Origin of the sequence: Enterococcus sp. 1001283B150225_161107_E12, assembly GCF_015556925.1 — a bacterium.
Lineage (GTDB): Bacteria > Bacillota > Bacilli > Lactobacillales > Enterococcaceae > Enterococcus_B > Enterococcus_B mundtii.
Genome location: NZ_JADNNI010000002.1, coordinates 35,560 through 50,751 on the forward strand (window position 1 = coordinate 35,560; position 15,192 = coordinate 50,751).

Consider the following 15,192-nt stretch of genomic DNA (forward strand, 5'->3'; position numbering starts at 1 on the left):
TTTGGAGGATGCAAAATGAAGCGTGCAGTAAGAATGGGCATCGATGTAGGCGGTACCCATACAAAAGCAGTCGCAATCGACAATGCGACACATGAAATCATCGGTAAATCATCTGTTAAAACAACGCATCACCATCCAGAGGGTGTAGCTGCCGGGGTCGTACAATCGTTCCAAAATTGTTTGCAAGAAAATCAAATCAGCCCCGAGGATGTTGTTTTTGTCGCTCATTCCACAACTCAAGCAACGAATGCCTTGATTGAAGGAGATGTGGCAAAAGTAGGAGTGATCGGAATGGCAAAGGGCGGTTTCGAAGGGTTTCTGGCGAAAAGACAAACTCGGTTAGCCCCAATCGATTTAGGGAATAATCGAAAAATAGACATTGCAAATGTGTTCTTGCCAATCAAACAATTGACAAATGAACGAGTGTTAGAGACGATTGCTACACTGAAAAAAGAACAGGCGGAAGTTTTAGTTTCTTCCATGGCTTTTGGCGTAGATAATAGTGAACCAGAACAAGTCATCTATTCACTTGCTTCGGAACAAGGGATACCAACAACGATGGCTTCTGAAATCACAAAGCTTTATGGTTTGACGAGACGCACACGAACGGCAGCGATCAATGCCTCGATTTTGCCTAAAATGTTAGAAACAGCGACATCAACTGAACGTTCGGTTAGAGCTGCCGGTGTCAATGTTCCTTTGATGATCATGCGTGGCGATGGTGGGGTAATGGAAATCGCTGAAATGAAGAAGCGGCCAGTTTTAACGATGCTTTCAGGACCAGCTGCCTCTGTCATGGGTTCTTTGATGTATTTACGTGCCTCGAATGGTGTGTATTTTGAAGTCGGAGGGACAACGACCAATATTGGTGTTATCAGGAATGGGCGTCCAGCCATCGATTACTCAGTGGTCGGCGGTCATGCGACCTATATTTCATCGTTAGATGTTCGTGTCTTAGGTGTGGCCGGTGGTTCAATGGTTCGGGCAGATCGCACAGGGATCCTTGACGTGGGACCACGTTCTGCCCATATCGCTGGATTGGATTATGCTGTATTCACACCGATTGAAAAAATCGATCAACCGAAAATCGTTTTTTTCTCACCCATTGAGGGAGATCCGGCTGATTATGTCAAAGTGATTTTGGCAGACGGAAAAGAGGTCACTATTACCAACACATGTGCAGCGAATGTTCTTGGGCTTGTCCAAGAAGAACACTTTTCCTATGGTGATCCACAAGCTGCAAGAAAAGCCATGGAAGCTTTAGCAGCTTATTGTCAGACTTCTGTGGAAGATATCGCTGAGCAGATCATGGCAAAAGCTTATGCAAAAATCGAACCAGTGATTTTGGAACTGGCAGAAAAATATCAATTGGAAAAAGAGCAAATCTCCTTGGTTGGGGTAGGCGGTGGAGCAGCGTCCTTAATTACTTATTTTAGTCAGAAAATGGGTGTTAAGTATTCAATACCAGAAAATGCGGAAGTGATCTCATCTATCGGTGTGGCATTAGCGATGGTGAGAGATGTAGTGGAACGGATCATTCCTTCACCAAGCAAAGAAGATATTCGAGGATTGAAAAATGAAGCGATGAATAAAGCAATCGAATCTGGCGCTACACCAGAATCGATTGAAGTCCATGTTGAAATTGATCCACAGACGTCGAAAGTTACGGCAATTGCCACAGGTTCAACGGAAGTCAAAGCGACTGACTTAACAAAGCAGATCAGTGAAACAGAGGCGTTGACAATAGCCTCAGAAGACCTGCGTCTACCACTAGAATCTGTTCGTTTATTAGCGAATACTGCTTTCTTCTATGTGATTGGAGAAAATAACCCAGAGCATGTGATCGGTGCGTTACGGATCATCGATCAAAAAGGATTCATCAAGGTTCAAAGAGGGTATGCGAAATGTCTGAAAACCACAGCTGAACAGTATCTCGCCGCTGTCCAACAGTTATGGGAAGAACTTGCAGTCTATCAGACTGAACTGATTGCTCGACCGGAATTTTATCTATGTATCGGCGCGCGTGTCGCAGATTTTTCGGCGACAGAATTTGAACAACTACAACTCTTGATGGAGTTAGAAATCGCGATGTTGGATCCAACGGAAGAAGTGATCGTGATTGCGGGAAATATCAAGCAAAAGTAAACTAGATGAGTTGATTTCAAAATTAATGACGATTTCTGATAAACAGTGGTGTGATTATCAATTTCAACGAGATCTTTTAGTAGGGAAATTCTCACTTTCTGAGCAACGAGCGTGGGGAGAACTGGCGAGACAATGTGGAGAAAGGTTAGCAGAATTGATTTATCGAAAGTACCGTACAAGGAATATTCATGCGCTTTGTCGTACATTCGATGTCGCTATCTCCTATGGAGAAACAGCATGGCGGAATGATCGTTTGACACTCGCGACTTACGATGAAACAACGGGGATCTGTTTAATGACAGAACCAATTCAGAAATTTGAACAAGAAAAGATCACTGAGCTCCCACTGGAACAAGTTACTTCTTTGATTTTAGCGCATGAATTATATCATCATCTTGAAACACGCGATCCTACATTGTATACCCAACAGAAAACCCTAGAACTATGGCGATTTTTTGGGTATCGTCATCAGTCTAAGATCCGAGCATTGAGTGAGATTGCAGCGATGAGCTTTTCGAAGAAGTTGAATAACGTGGGCTTCTCACCATATGTGTTAGAAGTCGCTATGACTTGGCCATATGACTCCCGATTATGTGAGTATCTCGTCCAGTCATTTAAGTCGTTTTGAATAAGAAAAAAAGGCATAGCCCTTCCTGAAAGTTCGGGAGGCTACGCCTTTTTTCATTATACTTCTGAAGAGATTATTTCAAAATAACTCGGATAATGAAGGATCACTTGTTCTTGTTCCTCAATGATCATATGGAGGTGGAGGTTACAAAGAAAGCCCACTTCATCAAGTGCGTGTTCTTTCATGGCTCTCAATAAGATTTGATGTTCATCTAATACACGGCCCCAATCTAATTCAGAAATCGTCAAACGCAACCAACGGAAACGATCTAAGTGAGTGCTATAGCTTTCAAGCCAAGTCCATATTTCTTCTTTCCCCGCGACTTTGTAACACATTTGGTGAAAGGCTTTATCCAAAAGAAAGAAGGTTTTTTTGTCTTGTGCCAAGATCGCTTGATCCGTCTGTTCTAAAATCATCTCCAAGCGTTGATGAGCGGTAACGTTCATTTTAGCACTGCACTCTTGTAAAATCGGTTGCTCTAATTTTTCTCGCATGTAACGTGCCAAGTCTGCGGAACGTATGTCGATTTTTGAAATATATGTACCGGATTGAGGAATTGTTTTGATCAATTCCTGATTTCTAAGTTGGATCAACGCTTCTCGAATCGGCGTGCGTCCGATCGTTAGTTGTTCTTCTAAGATTCTGTCGGAAATCTTACTCCCAGGAGCTAATTCAGAATAGATGATTTGTTGTCTGATGGCTTCGTATGCTTGTTGTTGCAAATTGTTCCCCATAGAACACCCCTTTCAAAAAGTTATATCCAGTATAGCATATCCTTTACTGAGAACAGAATAAGGGGGAGGTAAGCAGATCAGCGAACAGAAACACAAAAATAGAGCCGCAAACGATTGGTTTGTCGACTCTTTTCAATACATATCCATAGTGCGAACATCTCATCCTTTCACGAAAGCAACAGTCAATCTGGGCGAACTTCCTGCAGTTGTTTGACACGACCACCGATTTGATTGGCAAAGGTTTCTGATTCTTTTTTGTCTTTGAAGACAAGCAAGGTTTCCGGGTTTTTTTCACGTGTGCGACAGCCAGTTTTATCAATATAACCGTGTAAGACTTTCACGACATACATTATAATCACCTGCTTTTTTTCTTTCCATTATACAAATCAGGGGTTAAAAGGCAAGAATAAACACTTATTTTTTCTTTTATTTCATTTCTGTTGCAGAATCAGGGTCTGTGTCGATGTTTGCATAAGTTTTAAACAGACTATCCAAGCTAGGATTTACACGGCCTAGTTTGACTAAACGTTGATTTTCTGCAAGCAAGAAACAGTGTTGGCTTGTACCGGTCGTCCGTAAACGCTGATCTTCTGTGTCGTAGATCTCATAACGGAAATTCAAGCGTGTACCTGTATAGCTTTCGATAATTGGTTGGATCAAGATTTTGTCCCCATAACGGATCATCTCTTTGTATTCGCAACTTACGCCTAGTACAGGGATGATGATGCCTTGTTCCTCGATTTTCTTGTAACTAAAATCTAAATGTTCTAACAACGCAACACGTGCTTCTTCGAACCAGCGGATATAGTTGCTGTGGTGAATGATACCCATTTGATCGGTTTCATAATAAAAAGGCTCTCTAAGGTAGCCGGTATATTTTTCCATTGTTATGCTCCTTCTTATTTTTGACTAAAATAATGCATCCATTTTGGGATGTACTGACTGATTTGAGTCGGTAAAACGACATACTGCTCTTTTGCTAATTGGTCGCCGATAAAGCTATGCAAATAGACAGCAGCACTGATCGTTTGGTCATTTTTTGGAAACTGAGCTAAAAAACCAGCAATCATGCCAGCTAACGTATCCCCCATACCACCTGTTGCCATAGCTGGTGAACCTGCTGTATTGTAATAGATGCCATTTTGCCCATAGATCGTTGTTTGATGACTTTTTAAAACAAGGGATGCCCCTAATTCTTGTTGCTTCTGCTGATTATTCTCTTCAGATTGCTCATCTAAACGCAATCCACTGACACGTTGCCATTCCATTTGATGGGGTGTGAGAACGGTATGCTCTGGATAAGGAAGCTCCAGCGAATGCGTAGCAAGTAGTGTCAGGGCAGAACCATCAATGACTAACCATTGTTTTTCTGTTTGATTTGTCAGGACAAATTGCAGAAGTTCAAGGCTTTGGTGGTTGGTTCCTAATCCCGGACCAATCAGTAAGACATCGGCATCTTCAAAAGCCGAATGCCATGTTTCTTTATTTGCCCAATCCCCTACCATTGCCTCTGGTAAATGACTATGGACGGCTACGTGATTATTAGGATTAGTTACAACAGTTGTCAAGCCAGCCCCACTATGGACAGCTGCTAAAGCGCTCATGATGATCGCACCGCCAAACTGTTCATTTCCGCCAATCAGTACGACTTTTCCATACGTACCTTTATGGGATTCCACAGGACGATGAGTAATCACTTGTTGGAGTAGATGTTCATTTAATTCCATAAGAAAGCCTCCTTTTTTTCATTATAGCCCATAATATTTAGGGAAAAAACTGTTTCGTTTATCCGTTGTCTGATTTTTTAAACAATTTGTCTGATTTATGTTATGATGAACTCGTAGACTGAATGAGTGGAGGAGTAACTTTATGACAATCAATTGGCAAAAAGAAGTCGAAGCACGTAAAGAAGACTTGCTTGAAGACTTAAAAAATCTTTTACGCGTAAGCAGTGAACGTGATGATTCAAAAGCAACTGCAGATGCACCATTTGGACCTGGTCCTCGTGACGCATTGAAACACATGCTTGCTTATGGTGAACGTGATGGCTTCGTTGTAAAAAACGTGGACAATTATGCAGGACACATCGATCTAGGTGAAGGAGACGAAACCTTAGGGATTTTTGGGCATATGGATGTTGTGCCTGCTGGCGATGGCTGGGATACTGATCCTTACGAACCAGTGATTAAAGACGGAAAAATCTTTGCTCGTGGGTCAAGTGATGACAAAGGACCAAGTATGGCTGCCTATTATGCGATGAAAATCATCAAAGACCTAGATTTAGAATTATCGAAAAAAGTTCGCTTTGTCGTAGGTAGTGACGAAGAAAGTGGTTGGGCAGATATGGCTTACTACTTTGAACATGAAGAAGAACCTGATTTCGGTTTCTCACCAGATGCGGAATTCCCGATCATCAACGGAGAAAAAGGCAATGTTTCTTTCGCATTCCGTTTTAAAGGCGATAATGCCGGTGACTATGTATTGAAATCATTTACGTCAGGTTTACGTGAAAACATGGTGCCAGGAACAGCGACTGCAAAAATTGAAGTACCAAGCGCAGATGCAGCAGTTGCATTAGAAAAGGCATTTTATGAATTTATTGAAGCAAACCCAATCAATGGTTCGATTGAAGCAGAACATACATTTGTTACGATCAACGTAGTCGGAAAAGGGGCACATGGCGCAAGCCCACAATCTGGGATCAATGCCGGCTCTTTCTTAGCGAGCTTCCTTGATGATTATGAATTTATTGGTGCAGCTAAACAATTCATCCATGTGGCAGCTACTTATGTCCATGAAGACTTTTATGGTGAGAAATTAGGCGTTGCCCACGAAGACGAAAAAATGGGTAAACTAACAATGAACGCTGGGTTGTTTGCGTTTAAAGAAAATGGTTCAGAAGACGATAACTATATCAACATGAACTTCCGTTTTCCTAAAGGCACAACCACAGATGAATTAGAAAGCAAACTGAACAAAACAGTAGCAGACGAAGGTGCCTCAGTTACTCGTGGTGCCCGTGTAATGGAACCACATTATGTACCAATGGATGATCCGTTGGTTGAAACATTATTACAAGTCTACGAAGATCATACCGGCGAAAAAGGCTATGAGCAAATCATCGGTGGTGGCACATATGGACGCTTATTAAAACGCGGTGTGGCGTATGGCGCAATGTTCCCAGGCTACACAGATACGATGCACCAAGCAAATGAATTTATGAGTCTAGATGACTTGTTCCGTGCGACAGCGATTTATGCGGATGCTATCTATCGTTTGGCGAAGTAAATCATCTTTATTCGTACTTCAACATTCATTGCAAAAGTCAGAAATAGTTGTATGCCTATCTTAGATATAACATGATAAAATCAATAAGTAACAAATGACAAAAACTTGAGTGACACTTGACCTTCAGAGAATTGGGCTTCTCTGAAGGCTTTTTTTGGATTCCGAAAAGCGGATATGTTAATAAATAAATAAACGTCTGCCTGACTAGTCATTTATTTATTAGTTATAGTTGTAAAGGTTGTTTACATTTACTTGTTAATCTAATATTATAATAAGTGTATACAAATTTTGGAGGTGAAATGAATATGCCTAAATACATCGAAATCGCTCGTTCTTTGAAAAATAAGATTATCGAGGGTGAATTTAAAGAAGGCGAGCTATTACCAAACCAAGAAGCATTGGCAAAAACCTATCATACGAGTCGAGTAACTGTCAGAAAAGCGATACAGTTATTGATTGATGAATCTTTACTTTACACGAGACGGGGATCAGGGACATATGTTAGGAGCAACATAAAAAAGGACAATGAGAGTGTGACCCAGATCAATAGCGTATTTGGGACTTCTGCTCAAGAAGGGACGGCGGTGACCAGTAAAATCATCCGCTTTGATGTGCGTTTTCCCACTTCTTATGAGTCTGAAGAATTGAAAATAAAGGCGACTGATCCGGTCTATGATATTAAACGAGTGAGATATGTCGATGAAGAGGCGAGAAGTATAGAGACATCTATCATGCCTCTTAAGTACATCAAAGATTTGGATGAAGAGATTTTAAAGGGGTCTATCTATAACTATATCAGAGAAGAGTTAGGTTATGTGGTCAGTGCGGCCCGTCGAGTGATCATTGCTTCAAAAGCAAATCATTTAGACAGTGAAGAGTTTGAGATCGAGGTAGGCGACCCGATTTTGGAAACCAATCAGATCGTCTTTTTTGATGATGGTACGCCGTTTGATCTATCTAAGACAAGATATCCCTATACGTCAGGGAAAATAGTAGCAGACATCAATTAGATAATAATACTTAAAAGACTGTGCTTGTCACGATCAAGTGTGGTCTTTTTTCTTTCTTTTGAAAATAAGTATACACTAATTTTAATTTTGTATTTACAAAAAAGCTTACAGGTGATATTCTGTATTAGAAATTGATATACAACTATAGACAATTCAGGAGGCATAAATAAATGGATGAGAAAAAAAGGGAAGCTTTGATGGGGAAATTTGTTTTAACAGCTCAAAAAATCGGCAATCAAGTTTATTTAAGAACACTACGTGATTCATTTGCTACTATCATGCCTTTATTCATTTTAGCAGGTATTGCTATTTTAATTAATTCGGTAGTGTTAGATCCGTCAGGTTGGTTCCAAAATATGATCAGCGCGGACACAATGACATCTTGGCAAAACTGGGGATCGATCATTACGAACTCGACCCTTAATATCACTGGGATTATTCTTGTGATCACCATTGGCTATTTCTTGTCAAAAAATAGAGAGTATGATAATCCAATTGGCGTCGTGATCGCTGTTGTTCCAGCATTTTTGACGTTGCTTCCAACAATGATCGAGACAACGCCGATCAATGGGGAAACGGCTGTGGAAATCAGTGGGGTCATCAGTTACGGGAATATTGGTTCAAAAGGAGTCTTTGCTGCCATCATTACTGGATTATTGGCAACAGAGCTATACATTCGTCTGACACGTTCTAAAAAATTGCAAGTCAACTTAGGAGATAGTGTTCCGCCAGCGGTAGGAAAATCTTTTAACACGATGTTTCCATTGATCATTGTCGTTTCATTGTTTGCCTTTGCTTCATTTTTGATCCAACTAACAGGAAATGATTTTATGAGAATCATCGAGCAATTCATCCAAGAACCGTTACGTGGTGTAGGTACGTCATTTATTGGTTACTTATTTTTAGTTTGCTTTGGCAACTTACTATTTTCTTTCGGTATTCACCAATCTGTCATCACAGGTCCGATCTTAGATCCATTGTTGATGGTAAATATGAATGAGAATATGGCAGCTACTGCGAATGGTGAAGCTGCTCCTCACATCATTAACTCAGCGTTTCACCAAGTATATGGCGCTTTGATGGGTGGAACGGGTTCGACGATTGCTTTAGTGATAGCAATATTGATTTTTAGTCGCTATCAAGCATATAAAGATTTATCTAAGTTGGCGTTAGGCCCTAATATTTTCAACATCAATGAACCTGTGATTTTTGGATTACCGATTGTCTTCAACTTACCGATGATCATTCCTTTTGTATTGTCACCGATCATAGGTACGACCATTGGCTATTTAGCAACATCGATGCAGCTAGTCAATCGCTGTGTGGTGCCAATTCCTTGGACGACACCACCATTTTTAAGTGGCTTTTTAGCAACAGCAGGTGATTGGCGAGCAATTGTTGTTCAAGCGGTCATTATCGTTGCGTTAGTTTTCTTCTATCTGCCATTCTTGAAAATCAGTGAACGGGTCGCTCGTACAAATGCTGAGATGAGTCTTACTTAAACGACTGCTAAAGGAAATAGACAAATGATAAATAGAACGATGATTGGAATGATAAGATGGTAAAGGAAAAATTTTTCTGGGGAGATTCCTCCTCAAGTATGCAAACGGAAGGTGCTTGGAACGAAGGCGGAAAAGGATTGTCTGTTTATGACCTTCGTGAAGCGACTGAAACTACTTCAGATTGGAAACATGGGATTGATCGCTATCATAGATATGAAGAAGATCTTGATTTGATGCAAGAAATGGGCATGAATTTTTATCGCTTCCAAACTTCTTGGTCACGTGTCAATCCTACAGGTGATGGGACATTCAATGAAGAAGGACTCTTGTTTTATGATCGTTACATTGATGCGATGCTAAAACGGAATATTGAACCCATGCTATGTCTCTATCATTTTGATATGCCACTTCATCTTGCACAAAATTACGATGGGTTTATGAGTAAACACGTCGTAGATGCTTTTGTGGAATATGGAAAAAAAATGGTGGATCGTTACAAGAATAAAGTCAAGTATTGGGTAACTTTCAATGAACAAAACTTGTATTCAACACCGTTGGCACTATTATACGGGGGAACATTGAATACGGAAGATACAGCGGATAACATTCATCAAATCGCGCATAATATCATGGTCGCACATGCCAAAATTGCCAACTATATCCATGAAACGACAGATGGTCAAATTGGCGGGATGTTAGCCTATTCCAATATGTACCCTGCGACAAATCACCCCAAAGATGTATTAATTGCGAGAGAATGGGATGAATTTATCAACCAGAATCTTTTAGATGCCTTTTGCGGACGTGGTTATTCGAAACAAGTTTTGACGTTTGAAGAACAGCATTTGAACGTAGACATGACAGAGGAAGAACTTGCTGAGATTGGAAAAGTAACAAGTGATTATTTAGCATTCAGTTACTATTGTACCGGAAGTATCAGTCATAAAAACATTCCAACAGATGTCGCACCTAACTATTATTTGACGTATGGTGAAGTGGAAAATCCATTTGTTTCGATGAATGAATGGAATCTGGGAATTGATCCTCTTGGATTTAGAGATATCATCAACAAGATGTATCAAAAGTACGATGTACCGATTTTCCCCGTTGAAAATGGGATAGGCACGCAGGAAAAGTGGGATGGCAATACACCTATTCAAGACGACTACCGCATTTATTACCATGAACAGCATATCAAAGCGATGCAAGATGCAATGAGCATGGACGGCTGTGAAGTACTAGGTTATCTTGGCTGGGGATTGATTGATCTACCTAGCTCAAAAGGTGATATGGAAAAAAGATACGGGATGGTTTACGTTAATAGAGGAAATCATGATCTACGTGATATGAAACGCGTACCTAAAAAAAGCTTCTATTGGTTCAAAGATTTTCTTGAAAAAGAGCAAGGCTGATAGAATGAGTAATTAATAGCAAAAAAGCTGCATGTATTCGCTGGATCAAGTGAATGTATGTCGCTTTTTGTACGTTCTTATTCGTTTTGGGTTAAGTGATAAATCAACCATACAGTTGGTTGACTGAATGTTTATAAGCGACTACCAACAGTAATGTTTCTCTTTATCGTTTGGAGGAAATACTTTTTTTATTTTCAAAAAAATTCGTTCATTCTGTCGACATTTATTCAGTAAAATAATTACTAAAGGGGGAATTACGATGGAACACGAAACACTAGAAAGTCTTAAAGAAAGAAAAGCGCGAATTTTAGCAACAGTCAAAGAGCAAGCATTAAATGAAGTCGACAGAAATAAAGAAGTAACGAAAGATAGTAAAGAAGTATTACACAGAGATGATTCTCAGGCTGTGGGGCAAAGCGAAAAAAATAAAGAGAGATAAATTTTCAAAAATCCAGAATATGAATAGAAGATACTTGAACGTCTCACCATCCTGTTCGATTGATGCGACTTTCTAGATTTTCATGGTTACAGTGAATCTTAAAAACCAAGCTTTTTCAAAAGAAAGGAGAGCATGATGAAAGAAAAAGATCTAGATAAGTTAAAAGAGAAAAGAAGACAAGAAATCGAAGGTATCAAACAGCGCTCTTTTGCAGAAATCAGTAAAATCAAAGTGAATAATATGAAAAAACTAAAAGTAGACAAAATGGACTTTAAAGAAAAAAGAGCGAATCATCAAAAAAATGAAGGACGTGTACTATAAAATTTTTATTTTATTAGGAAGAGTTTTACAGAAGACGTCAACACAAAGAGCTTACACACCCAAAATTTGAAGTATTTTGGGTGTGTAAGCTCTTTGTGTTGATCGTAAGTTTAAGATAAGACAGCTGTTGCTAGCGCTTGTTGTACAGCGATGATATTCTTATCTTTTCTAAATTGTAAAGACTCTGCGGGTAGTTCTGCGCTAGAGATCCAAATTTTCAATTCGGCATCTAAATCAAAATGCCCACTTGTTTCAATCGAAAAACGTGAAATCGAGCGGTAAGGGATCGATTTATATTCGCTTTTTTTACCGGTCATTCCTTGTTTATCGACGATAATCATCCGACGGTCGGTGAAAATGATCAAATCACGCACTAATTTGAACGCTAACTCTACCTGTTCCATTGGAATCAGGATTTCTTGAACCTCTCTTGTGATATTGGTTGTATCTTTTTGGATAGCATTTCCCATCAAGCCATCAAATAGCCCCATAAAAACACTCCTTTAGTCGTAGGATAAAATCATTGTAGTACTCTATCTCATTTCTATCTCATTGTAACAAAGCTTTTGAATGAACGAGCAATTTATTCTTCAAAAGAATAAAAAAATTGAATTTGTAAGGCTGAGTCGGACAAATTCATCTTAAACAGATGGTTTGAGCTTTGACTTTATTAATGTTACGGTTGTTATGTAATTAAGAATAGAGGAGGCAAACTATGGGGAAATATGATTTACCGCAAGTAGAAACTCATCTTTATATTAATGGCAAATGGCTTGAAGGCTCTGAAGGAACAGTTGATGTCGTCAATCCAGCTACTGGTGAAACGTTAGCAAGCGTTCAACAAGGTGGCGAAAAAGAGACAAAAGAAGCCATTGAAGCTGCCAACAAGGCATTCGAAGGTTGGTCAAGAACGGCACCAAGCGAACGAGCAAAATTAATGAATAAAATGGCTGATCTAGTAGAAGAAGACAGCGAACGTTTAGCAAAAATCATGACGATGGAGCAAGGGAAACCGCTTGCTCAAGCGACGGCAGAAATCCAAACAAATGTCGAAAACCTTCGCTGGAATGCAGCGCAAGGCCAACGAATCATGGGAGAAATCATTCCTTCACCTGAAGGGAAACAATGGCAAGCACGTAAACAACCAGTAGGTGTCGTCGGCGCCATCACACCATGGAACTTTCCATCCAACATGATCATTCGTAAAATCTCGCCGGCAATCGCCGCAGGCTGTACGGTGATCTTAAAACCAGCAAAATCAACACCTCTATCAGCACTTGCGCTGATGGAACTATTCCACAAAGCTGGCTTTCCAGATGGCGTCGTAAATATCGTCATGGGGGACTCCTCAACTATTGGAAAGATTTTGTCTGAATCGGATGATATCCAAAAAATCACATTCACAGGTTCAACAGAAGTTGGACAAATTCTAAATGAACAAGCAGCACCTACCTTGAAAAAAGTTTCTATGGAGTTAGGTGGACATGCGCCATTTATTATTTTTCCAGATGCCGATGTAGAATTAGCAGTCGATACATTGATCAAAACGAAATTTATCAACAATGGACAAGTATGTACGTCACCAAATCGAATTTTTATCCATAAAGAAATCAAAGAACAAGCAACAAAATTGATTGTGGAAAAAATCAGAGAAGTGACTGTTGGAAATGGGTTAGACGATCCAACTACGGGGCCATTGATCAATGAAGAAGGCGTAAAAAAAGTTGAAGAACAATTAAAAGATGCAGTAGCTAAAGGAGCAGAAATCTTGGCTGGTGGTCATCGTCTGACGGACGGAGAGTATGCAAATGGCTTCTTCTTTGAACCGACAGTATTAGATGGCGTGAAAAAGGAAATGGATATTTTCTACAATGAAACATTTGGACCAGTGATCCCAATCATTACATTTGAAGACGAAGAACAAGTAATCAAAGATGCCAATGATACGATTTTTGGTTTAGCATCATATTTCTTTGCGACGAATATCCATACGATCAACAATGTAAGCAATAAATTGCAATATGGCATGGTCGGTGTCAATGATACGGCTATTTCAAATTCTGCGACGCCATTTGGTGGAGTCAAACATTCAGGATTTGGCCGTGAGAACGGAACTTTTGGGGTAGAGGAATATGTCGAAGTGAAGTTTGTGACGATTGCATCAGAGAAATAAATGATAAGATAAAAAGAAGAGGATGATTGCATAAAATCATCTCTCTTCTTTTTTATTTTGATGATACTCATGATAAACATGATAGAGGTTCAGTTCGTACTCTTTCTTTGCATTCGTAACGACCGTATCTAAAATCATACCGGTAACTAGTGAAAGTAAAGCTAGGATCATCAATCCTGTACTTAAAATAGCTGAAGGGACTTTAGTAATAAAGCTCGTCAACATAAACTCACGAATGACAGGAATCCCAGTGAACAGACCAGCTAAAAAGAAAATGACTGTCCAGATATTGAAAAATAGGATTGGTTTATAATCTTTACACATTTTAATGATCATCATAATGACTTTGAATCCATCAGAAAAGGTATTCAATTTTGATTCGCTACCTTCTGGGCGATCGCGGTAATCAATAGGGAGCTCAACTAATTTAAATTTTTTATCTAAGGCGTGTATGGTCAATTCCGTTTCGATTTGGAATCCAGCACTCATGATTGGGAAGCTTTTAACAAAAATACGGTTAAATCCTCGGTAGCCAGTCATCACGTCTCTTATTTTTGTTTTATATAAACGAGTGATCGTATTTTTGACTAAATTATTACCAAAATCATGGAAGGCACGTTTATTTTCTTCAAAGTAAGTACCATTAGAAAGACGGTCGCCAATGACCATATCCGCTTCGCCAGAACGTAATTTTTCTAAAAGTCCATGTACGGCTTCGGCTGGATAAGTATCATCTCCGTCTACCATCAAGTAGTAGTCCGCATCAATATCAAAAAACATTTGACGAATGACATTTCCTTTACCTTGACGAGGTTCTTTTTTTACAATAGCACCCGCTGCAACTGCTAAGTCGTAGGTGTTGTCCGTTGAGTTATTGTCGTATACATAAATATCTGCTTCTGGTAATTCTCGTTTAAAGTCGGCAATGACTGTAGGAATCGTTGCTTCTTCATTATAACAAGGAATCAGGACAGCAATTTTTTCTGTGTGATTCATTTTTCACTCTCCTAAATAAATTGAAAAAGTTTAAACTAAGCATAACCTATCATGTACGTTTATACCAGTTTTTATGCAAAAAAAGAAGCTCTTATCCATAGGAAAGCCTATTTCTAAGAGAATCTTTTAAAAATGAAATCAAGCATCTGTTCCTTTTTTTCTAGAAATATCTAAAACAGTACCAGTATAGGCATCTGCTAAAAATTCATAATAGACGACTTCACCATCTTCTATGCGAGAAATCCCACCACGATAAGCTTTTGAATGAATTGCAAATTTACGTGTCGGTTCTTTCTCAAAAGAGATCCAGGAGCCTTCAATCGAGCCTTCATCTAAAAACGCTTCTTTGATGGTAGCTAAGACTTCATCAGCGGACATCGTTTTGTTGCGATTGTACCATAGTGCAGTTGCCACGCCACTTAATAATCCTAAACCAAGTCCGACAGCTAAACCACCTTTGAAATAGGCCTGTTCACTTTCTTCATACATGCTGCTTGCCCTCCTTTACACTTTCACAAGTTTCTTTGGCTTTATTTTACCACAC

General features: G+C 39.5%; 16 protein-coding genes. 9 read left to right on the forward strand and 7 right to left on the reverse strand.

The window, feature by feature from the left end; genetic code table 11:
* Nucleotides 1-15: 15 nt before the first annotated feature.
* Both I2F89_RS02015 and I2F89_RS02020 read left to right on the forward strand, forming a co-directional pair.
* Nucleotides 16-2,145, forward strand: coding sequence for a hydantoinase/oxoprolinase family protein (locus I2F89_RS02015; protein ID WP_195513325.1), 2,130 nt, complete (start codon nucleotides 16-18; stop codon nucleotides 2,143-2,145).
* The gene (locus tag I2F89_RS02020) at nucleotides 2,120-2,773 is read left to right on the forward strand and encodes a hypothetical protein (protein WP_229078024.1); all 654 of its coding nucleotides are present in this window, start codon (nucleotides 2,120-2,122) and stop codon (nucleotides 2,771-2,773) included. The genes I2F89_RS02015 and I2F89_RS02020 overlap by 26 nt, the downstream gene beginning before the upstream one ends.
* A 56-nt stretch (nucleotides 2,774-2,829) precedes the next feature.
* Here the strand turns inward: I2F89_RS02020 and I2F89_RS02025 are convergent, their stop codons facing one another.
* The 4 genes from I2F89_RS02025 to I2F89_RS02040 form a co-directional block, all read right to left on the reverse strand.
* The gene (locus I2F89_RS02025) at nucleotides 2,830-3,507 is read right to left on the reverse strand and encodes a GntR family transcriptional regulator (protein ID WP_195513326.1); all 678 of its coding nucleotides are present in this window, start codon (nucleotides 3,505-3,507) and stop codon (nucleotides 2,830-2,832) included.
* A 182-nt stretch (nucleotides 3,508-3,689) separates the two neighbouring features.
* Nucleotides 3,690-3,857, reverse strand: a complete 168-nt coding sequence (locus tag I2F89_RS02030; protein ID WP_169823213.1) for a hypothetical protein — start codon at nucleotides 3,855-3,857, stop codon at nucleotides 3,690-3,692.
* Nucleotides 3,858-3,933: 76 nt separating this feature from the next.
* Complete coding sequence (locus I2F89_RS02035) at nucleotides 3,934-4,392, reverse strand: acyl-CoA thioesterase (protein ID WP_071866155.1); 459 nt, start codon at nucleotides 4,390-4,392, stop codon at nucleotides 3,934-3,936.
* A 14-nt stretch (nucleotides 4,393-4,406) separates the two neighbouring features.
* Complete coding sequence (locus I2F89_RS02040; protein WP_195513327.1) at nucleotides 4,407-5,234, reverse strand: NAD(P)H-hydrate dehydratase; 828 nt, start codon at nucleotides 5,232-5,234, stop codon at nucleotides 4,407-4,409.
* A gap of 142 nt (nucleotides 5,235-5,376) precedes the next feature.
* Between I2F89_RS02040 and pepV the strand changes: the two genes are divergently transcribed.
* From pepV to I2F89_RS02070, 6 genes are all read left to right on the forward strand, one after another.
* Nucleotides 5,377-6,795, forward strand: a complete 1,419-nt coding sequence (gene pepV, locus I2F89_RS02045) for a dipeptidase PepV (RefSeq protein ID WP_019723407.1) — start codon at nucleotides 5,377-5,379, stop codon at nucleotides 6,793-6,795.
* A 305-nt stretch (nucleotides 6,796-7,100) separates the two neighbouring features.
* Nucleotides 7,101-7,805, forward strand: coding sequence for a GntR family transcriptional regulator (locus I2F89_RS02050; protein WP_071866158.1), 705 nt, complete (start codon nucleotides 7,101-7,103; stop codon nucleotides 7,803-7,805).
* A 170-nt stretch (nucleotides 7,806-7,975) separates the two neighbouring features.
* On the forward strand, nucleotides 7,976-9,307 hold the full coding sequence (locus I2F89_RS02055; protein ID WP_086335339.1) for a PTS sugar transporter subunit IIC: 1,332 nt from the start codon (nucleotides 7,976-7,978) through the stop codon (nucleotides 9,305-9,307).
* Between the two features lie 56 nt (nucleotides 9,308-9,363).
* Entirely contained in the window at nucleotides 9,364-10,719 is a 1,356-nt protein-coding gene (locus tag I2F89_RS02060) for a glycoside hydrolase family 1 protein (protein ID WP_195513328.1), read from the forward strand.
* A gap of 259 nt (nucleotides 10,720-10,978) precedes the next feature.
* Nucleotides 10,979-11,158: a hypothetical protein gene (locus tag I2F89_RS02065; protein ID WP_074799612.1), complete on the forward strand. Its 180-nt coding sequence runs from the start codon at nucleotides 10,979-10,981 to the stop codon at nucleotides 11,156-11,158.
* Between the two features lie 135 nt (nucleotides 11,159-11,293).
* Entirely contained in the window at nucleotides 11,294-11,479 is a 186-nt protein-coding gene (locus tag I2F89_RS02070; RefSeq protein ID WP_074799613.1) for a hypothetical protein, read from the forward strand.
* A gap of 110 nt (nucleotides 11,480-11,589) precedes the next feature.
* Here I2F89_RS02070 and I2F89_RS02075 read toward each other — a convergent pair whose 3' ends face one another.
* Nucleotides 11,590-11,970, reverse strand: coding sequence for a PH domain-containing protein (locus tag I2F89_RS02075; protein WP_074799614.1), 381 nt, complete (start codon nucleotides 11,968-11,970; stop codon nucleotides 11,590-11,592).
* Nucleotides 11,971-12,194: 224 nt separating this feature from the next.
* On the opposite strand from I2F89_RS02075, the gene I2F89_RS02080 reads away from it, so the two are divergent.
* A complete protein-coding gene (locus I2F89_RS02080; protein ID WP_195513329.1) occupies nucleotides 12,195-13,652 on the forward strand; it encodes an NAD-dependent succinate-semialdehyde dehydrogenase in 1,458 nt (485 codons plus the stop codon).
* Between the two features lie 36 nt (nucleotides 13,653-13,688).
* Here I2F89_RS02080 and I2F89_RS02085 read toward each other — a convergent pair whose 3' ends face one another.
* Both I2F89_RS02085 and I2F89_RS02090 read right to left on the reverse strand, forming a co-directional pair.
* Entirely contained in the window at nucleotides 13,689-14,648 is a 960-nt protein-coding gene (locus I2F89_RS02085; protein ID WP_062805833.1) for a glycosyltransferase family 2 protein, read from the reverse strand.
* A 138-nt stretch (nucleotides 14,649-14,786) separates the two neighbouring features.
* Nucleotides 14,787-15,137: a PepSY domain-containing protein gene (locus I2F89_RS02090; protein ID WP_019724280.1), complete on the reverse strand. Its 351-nt coding sequence runs from the start codon at nucleotides 15,135-15,137 to the stop codon at nucleotides 14,787-14,789.
* Nucleotides 15,138-15,192 lie beyond the last annotated feature (55 nt).

Excerpts from the sequence above, each read along its gene's own strand:
- I2F89_RS02015 (WP_195513325.1), top strand. The coding sequence starts at position 16 with ATGAAGCGTGCAGTAAGAATGGGCATCGATGTAGGCGGTACCCATACA.
- I2F89_RS02025 (WP_195513326.1), bottom strand. The coding sequence starts at position 3,507 with ATGGGGAACAATTTGCAACAACAAGCATACGAAGCCATCAGACAACAA.
- I2F89_RS02030 (WP_169823213.1), bottom strand. The coding sequence starts at position 3,857 with ATGTATGTCGTGAAAGTCTTACACGGTTATATTGATAAAACTGGCTGT.
- I2F89_RS02035 (WP_071866155.1), bottom strand. The coding sequence starts at position 4,392 with ATGGAAAAATATACCGGCTACCTTAGAGAGCCTTTTTATTATGAAACC.
- I2F89_RS02040 (WP_195513327.1), bottom strand. The coding sequence starts at position 5,234 with ATGGAATTAAATGAACATCTACTCCAACAAGTGATTACTCATCGTCCT.
- pepV (WP_019723407.1), top strand. The coding sequence starts at position 5,377 with ATGACAATCAATTGGCAAAAAGAAGTCGAAGCACGTAAAGAAGACTTG.
- I2F89_RS02050 (WP_071866158.1), top strand. The coding sequence starts at position 7,101 with ATGCCTAAATACATCGAAATCGCTCGTTCTTTGAAAAATAAGATTATC.
- I2F89_RS02055 (WP_086335339.1), top strand. The coding sequence starts at position 7,976 with ATGGATGAGAAAAAAAGGGAAGCTTTGATGGGGAAATTTGTTTTAACA.
- I2F89_RS02060 (WP_195513328.1), top strand. The coding sequence starts at position 9,364 with ATGGTAAAGGAAAAATTTTTCTGGGGAGATTCCTCCTCAAGTATGCAA.
- I2F89_RS02065 (WP_074799612.1), top strand. The coding sequence starts at position 10,979 with ATGGAACACGAAACACTAGAAAGTCTTAAAGAAAGAAAAGCGCGAATT.
- I2F89_RS02070 (WP_074799613.1), top strand. The coding sequence starts at position 11,294 with ATGAAAGAAAAAGATCTAGATAAGTTAAAAGAGAAAAGAAGACAAGAA.
- I2F89_RS02075 (WP_074799614.1), bottom strand. The coding sequence starts at position 11,970 with ATGGGGCTATTTGATGGCTTGATGGGAAATGCTATCCAAAAAGATACA.
- I2F89_RS02080 (WP_195513329.1), top strand. The coding sequence starts at position 12,195 with ATGGGGAAATATGATTTACCGCAAGTAGAAACTCATCTTTATATTAAT.
- I2F89_RS02085 (WP_062805833.1), bottom strand. The coding sequence starts at position 14,648 with ATGAATCACACAGAAAAAATTGCTGTCCTGATTCCTTGTTATAATGAA.
- I2F89_RS02090 (WP_019724280.1), bottom strand. The coding sequence starts at position 15,137 with ATGTATGAAGAAAGTGAACAGGCCTATTTCAAAGGTGGTTTAGCTGTC.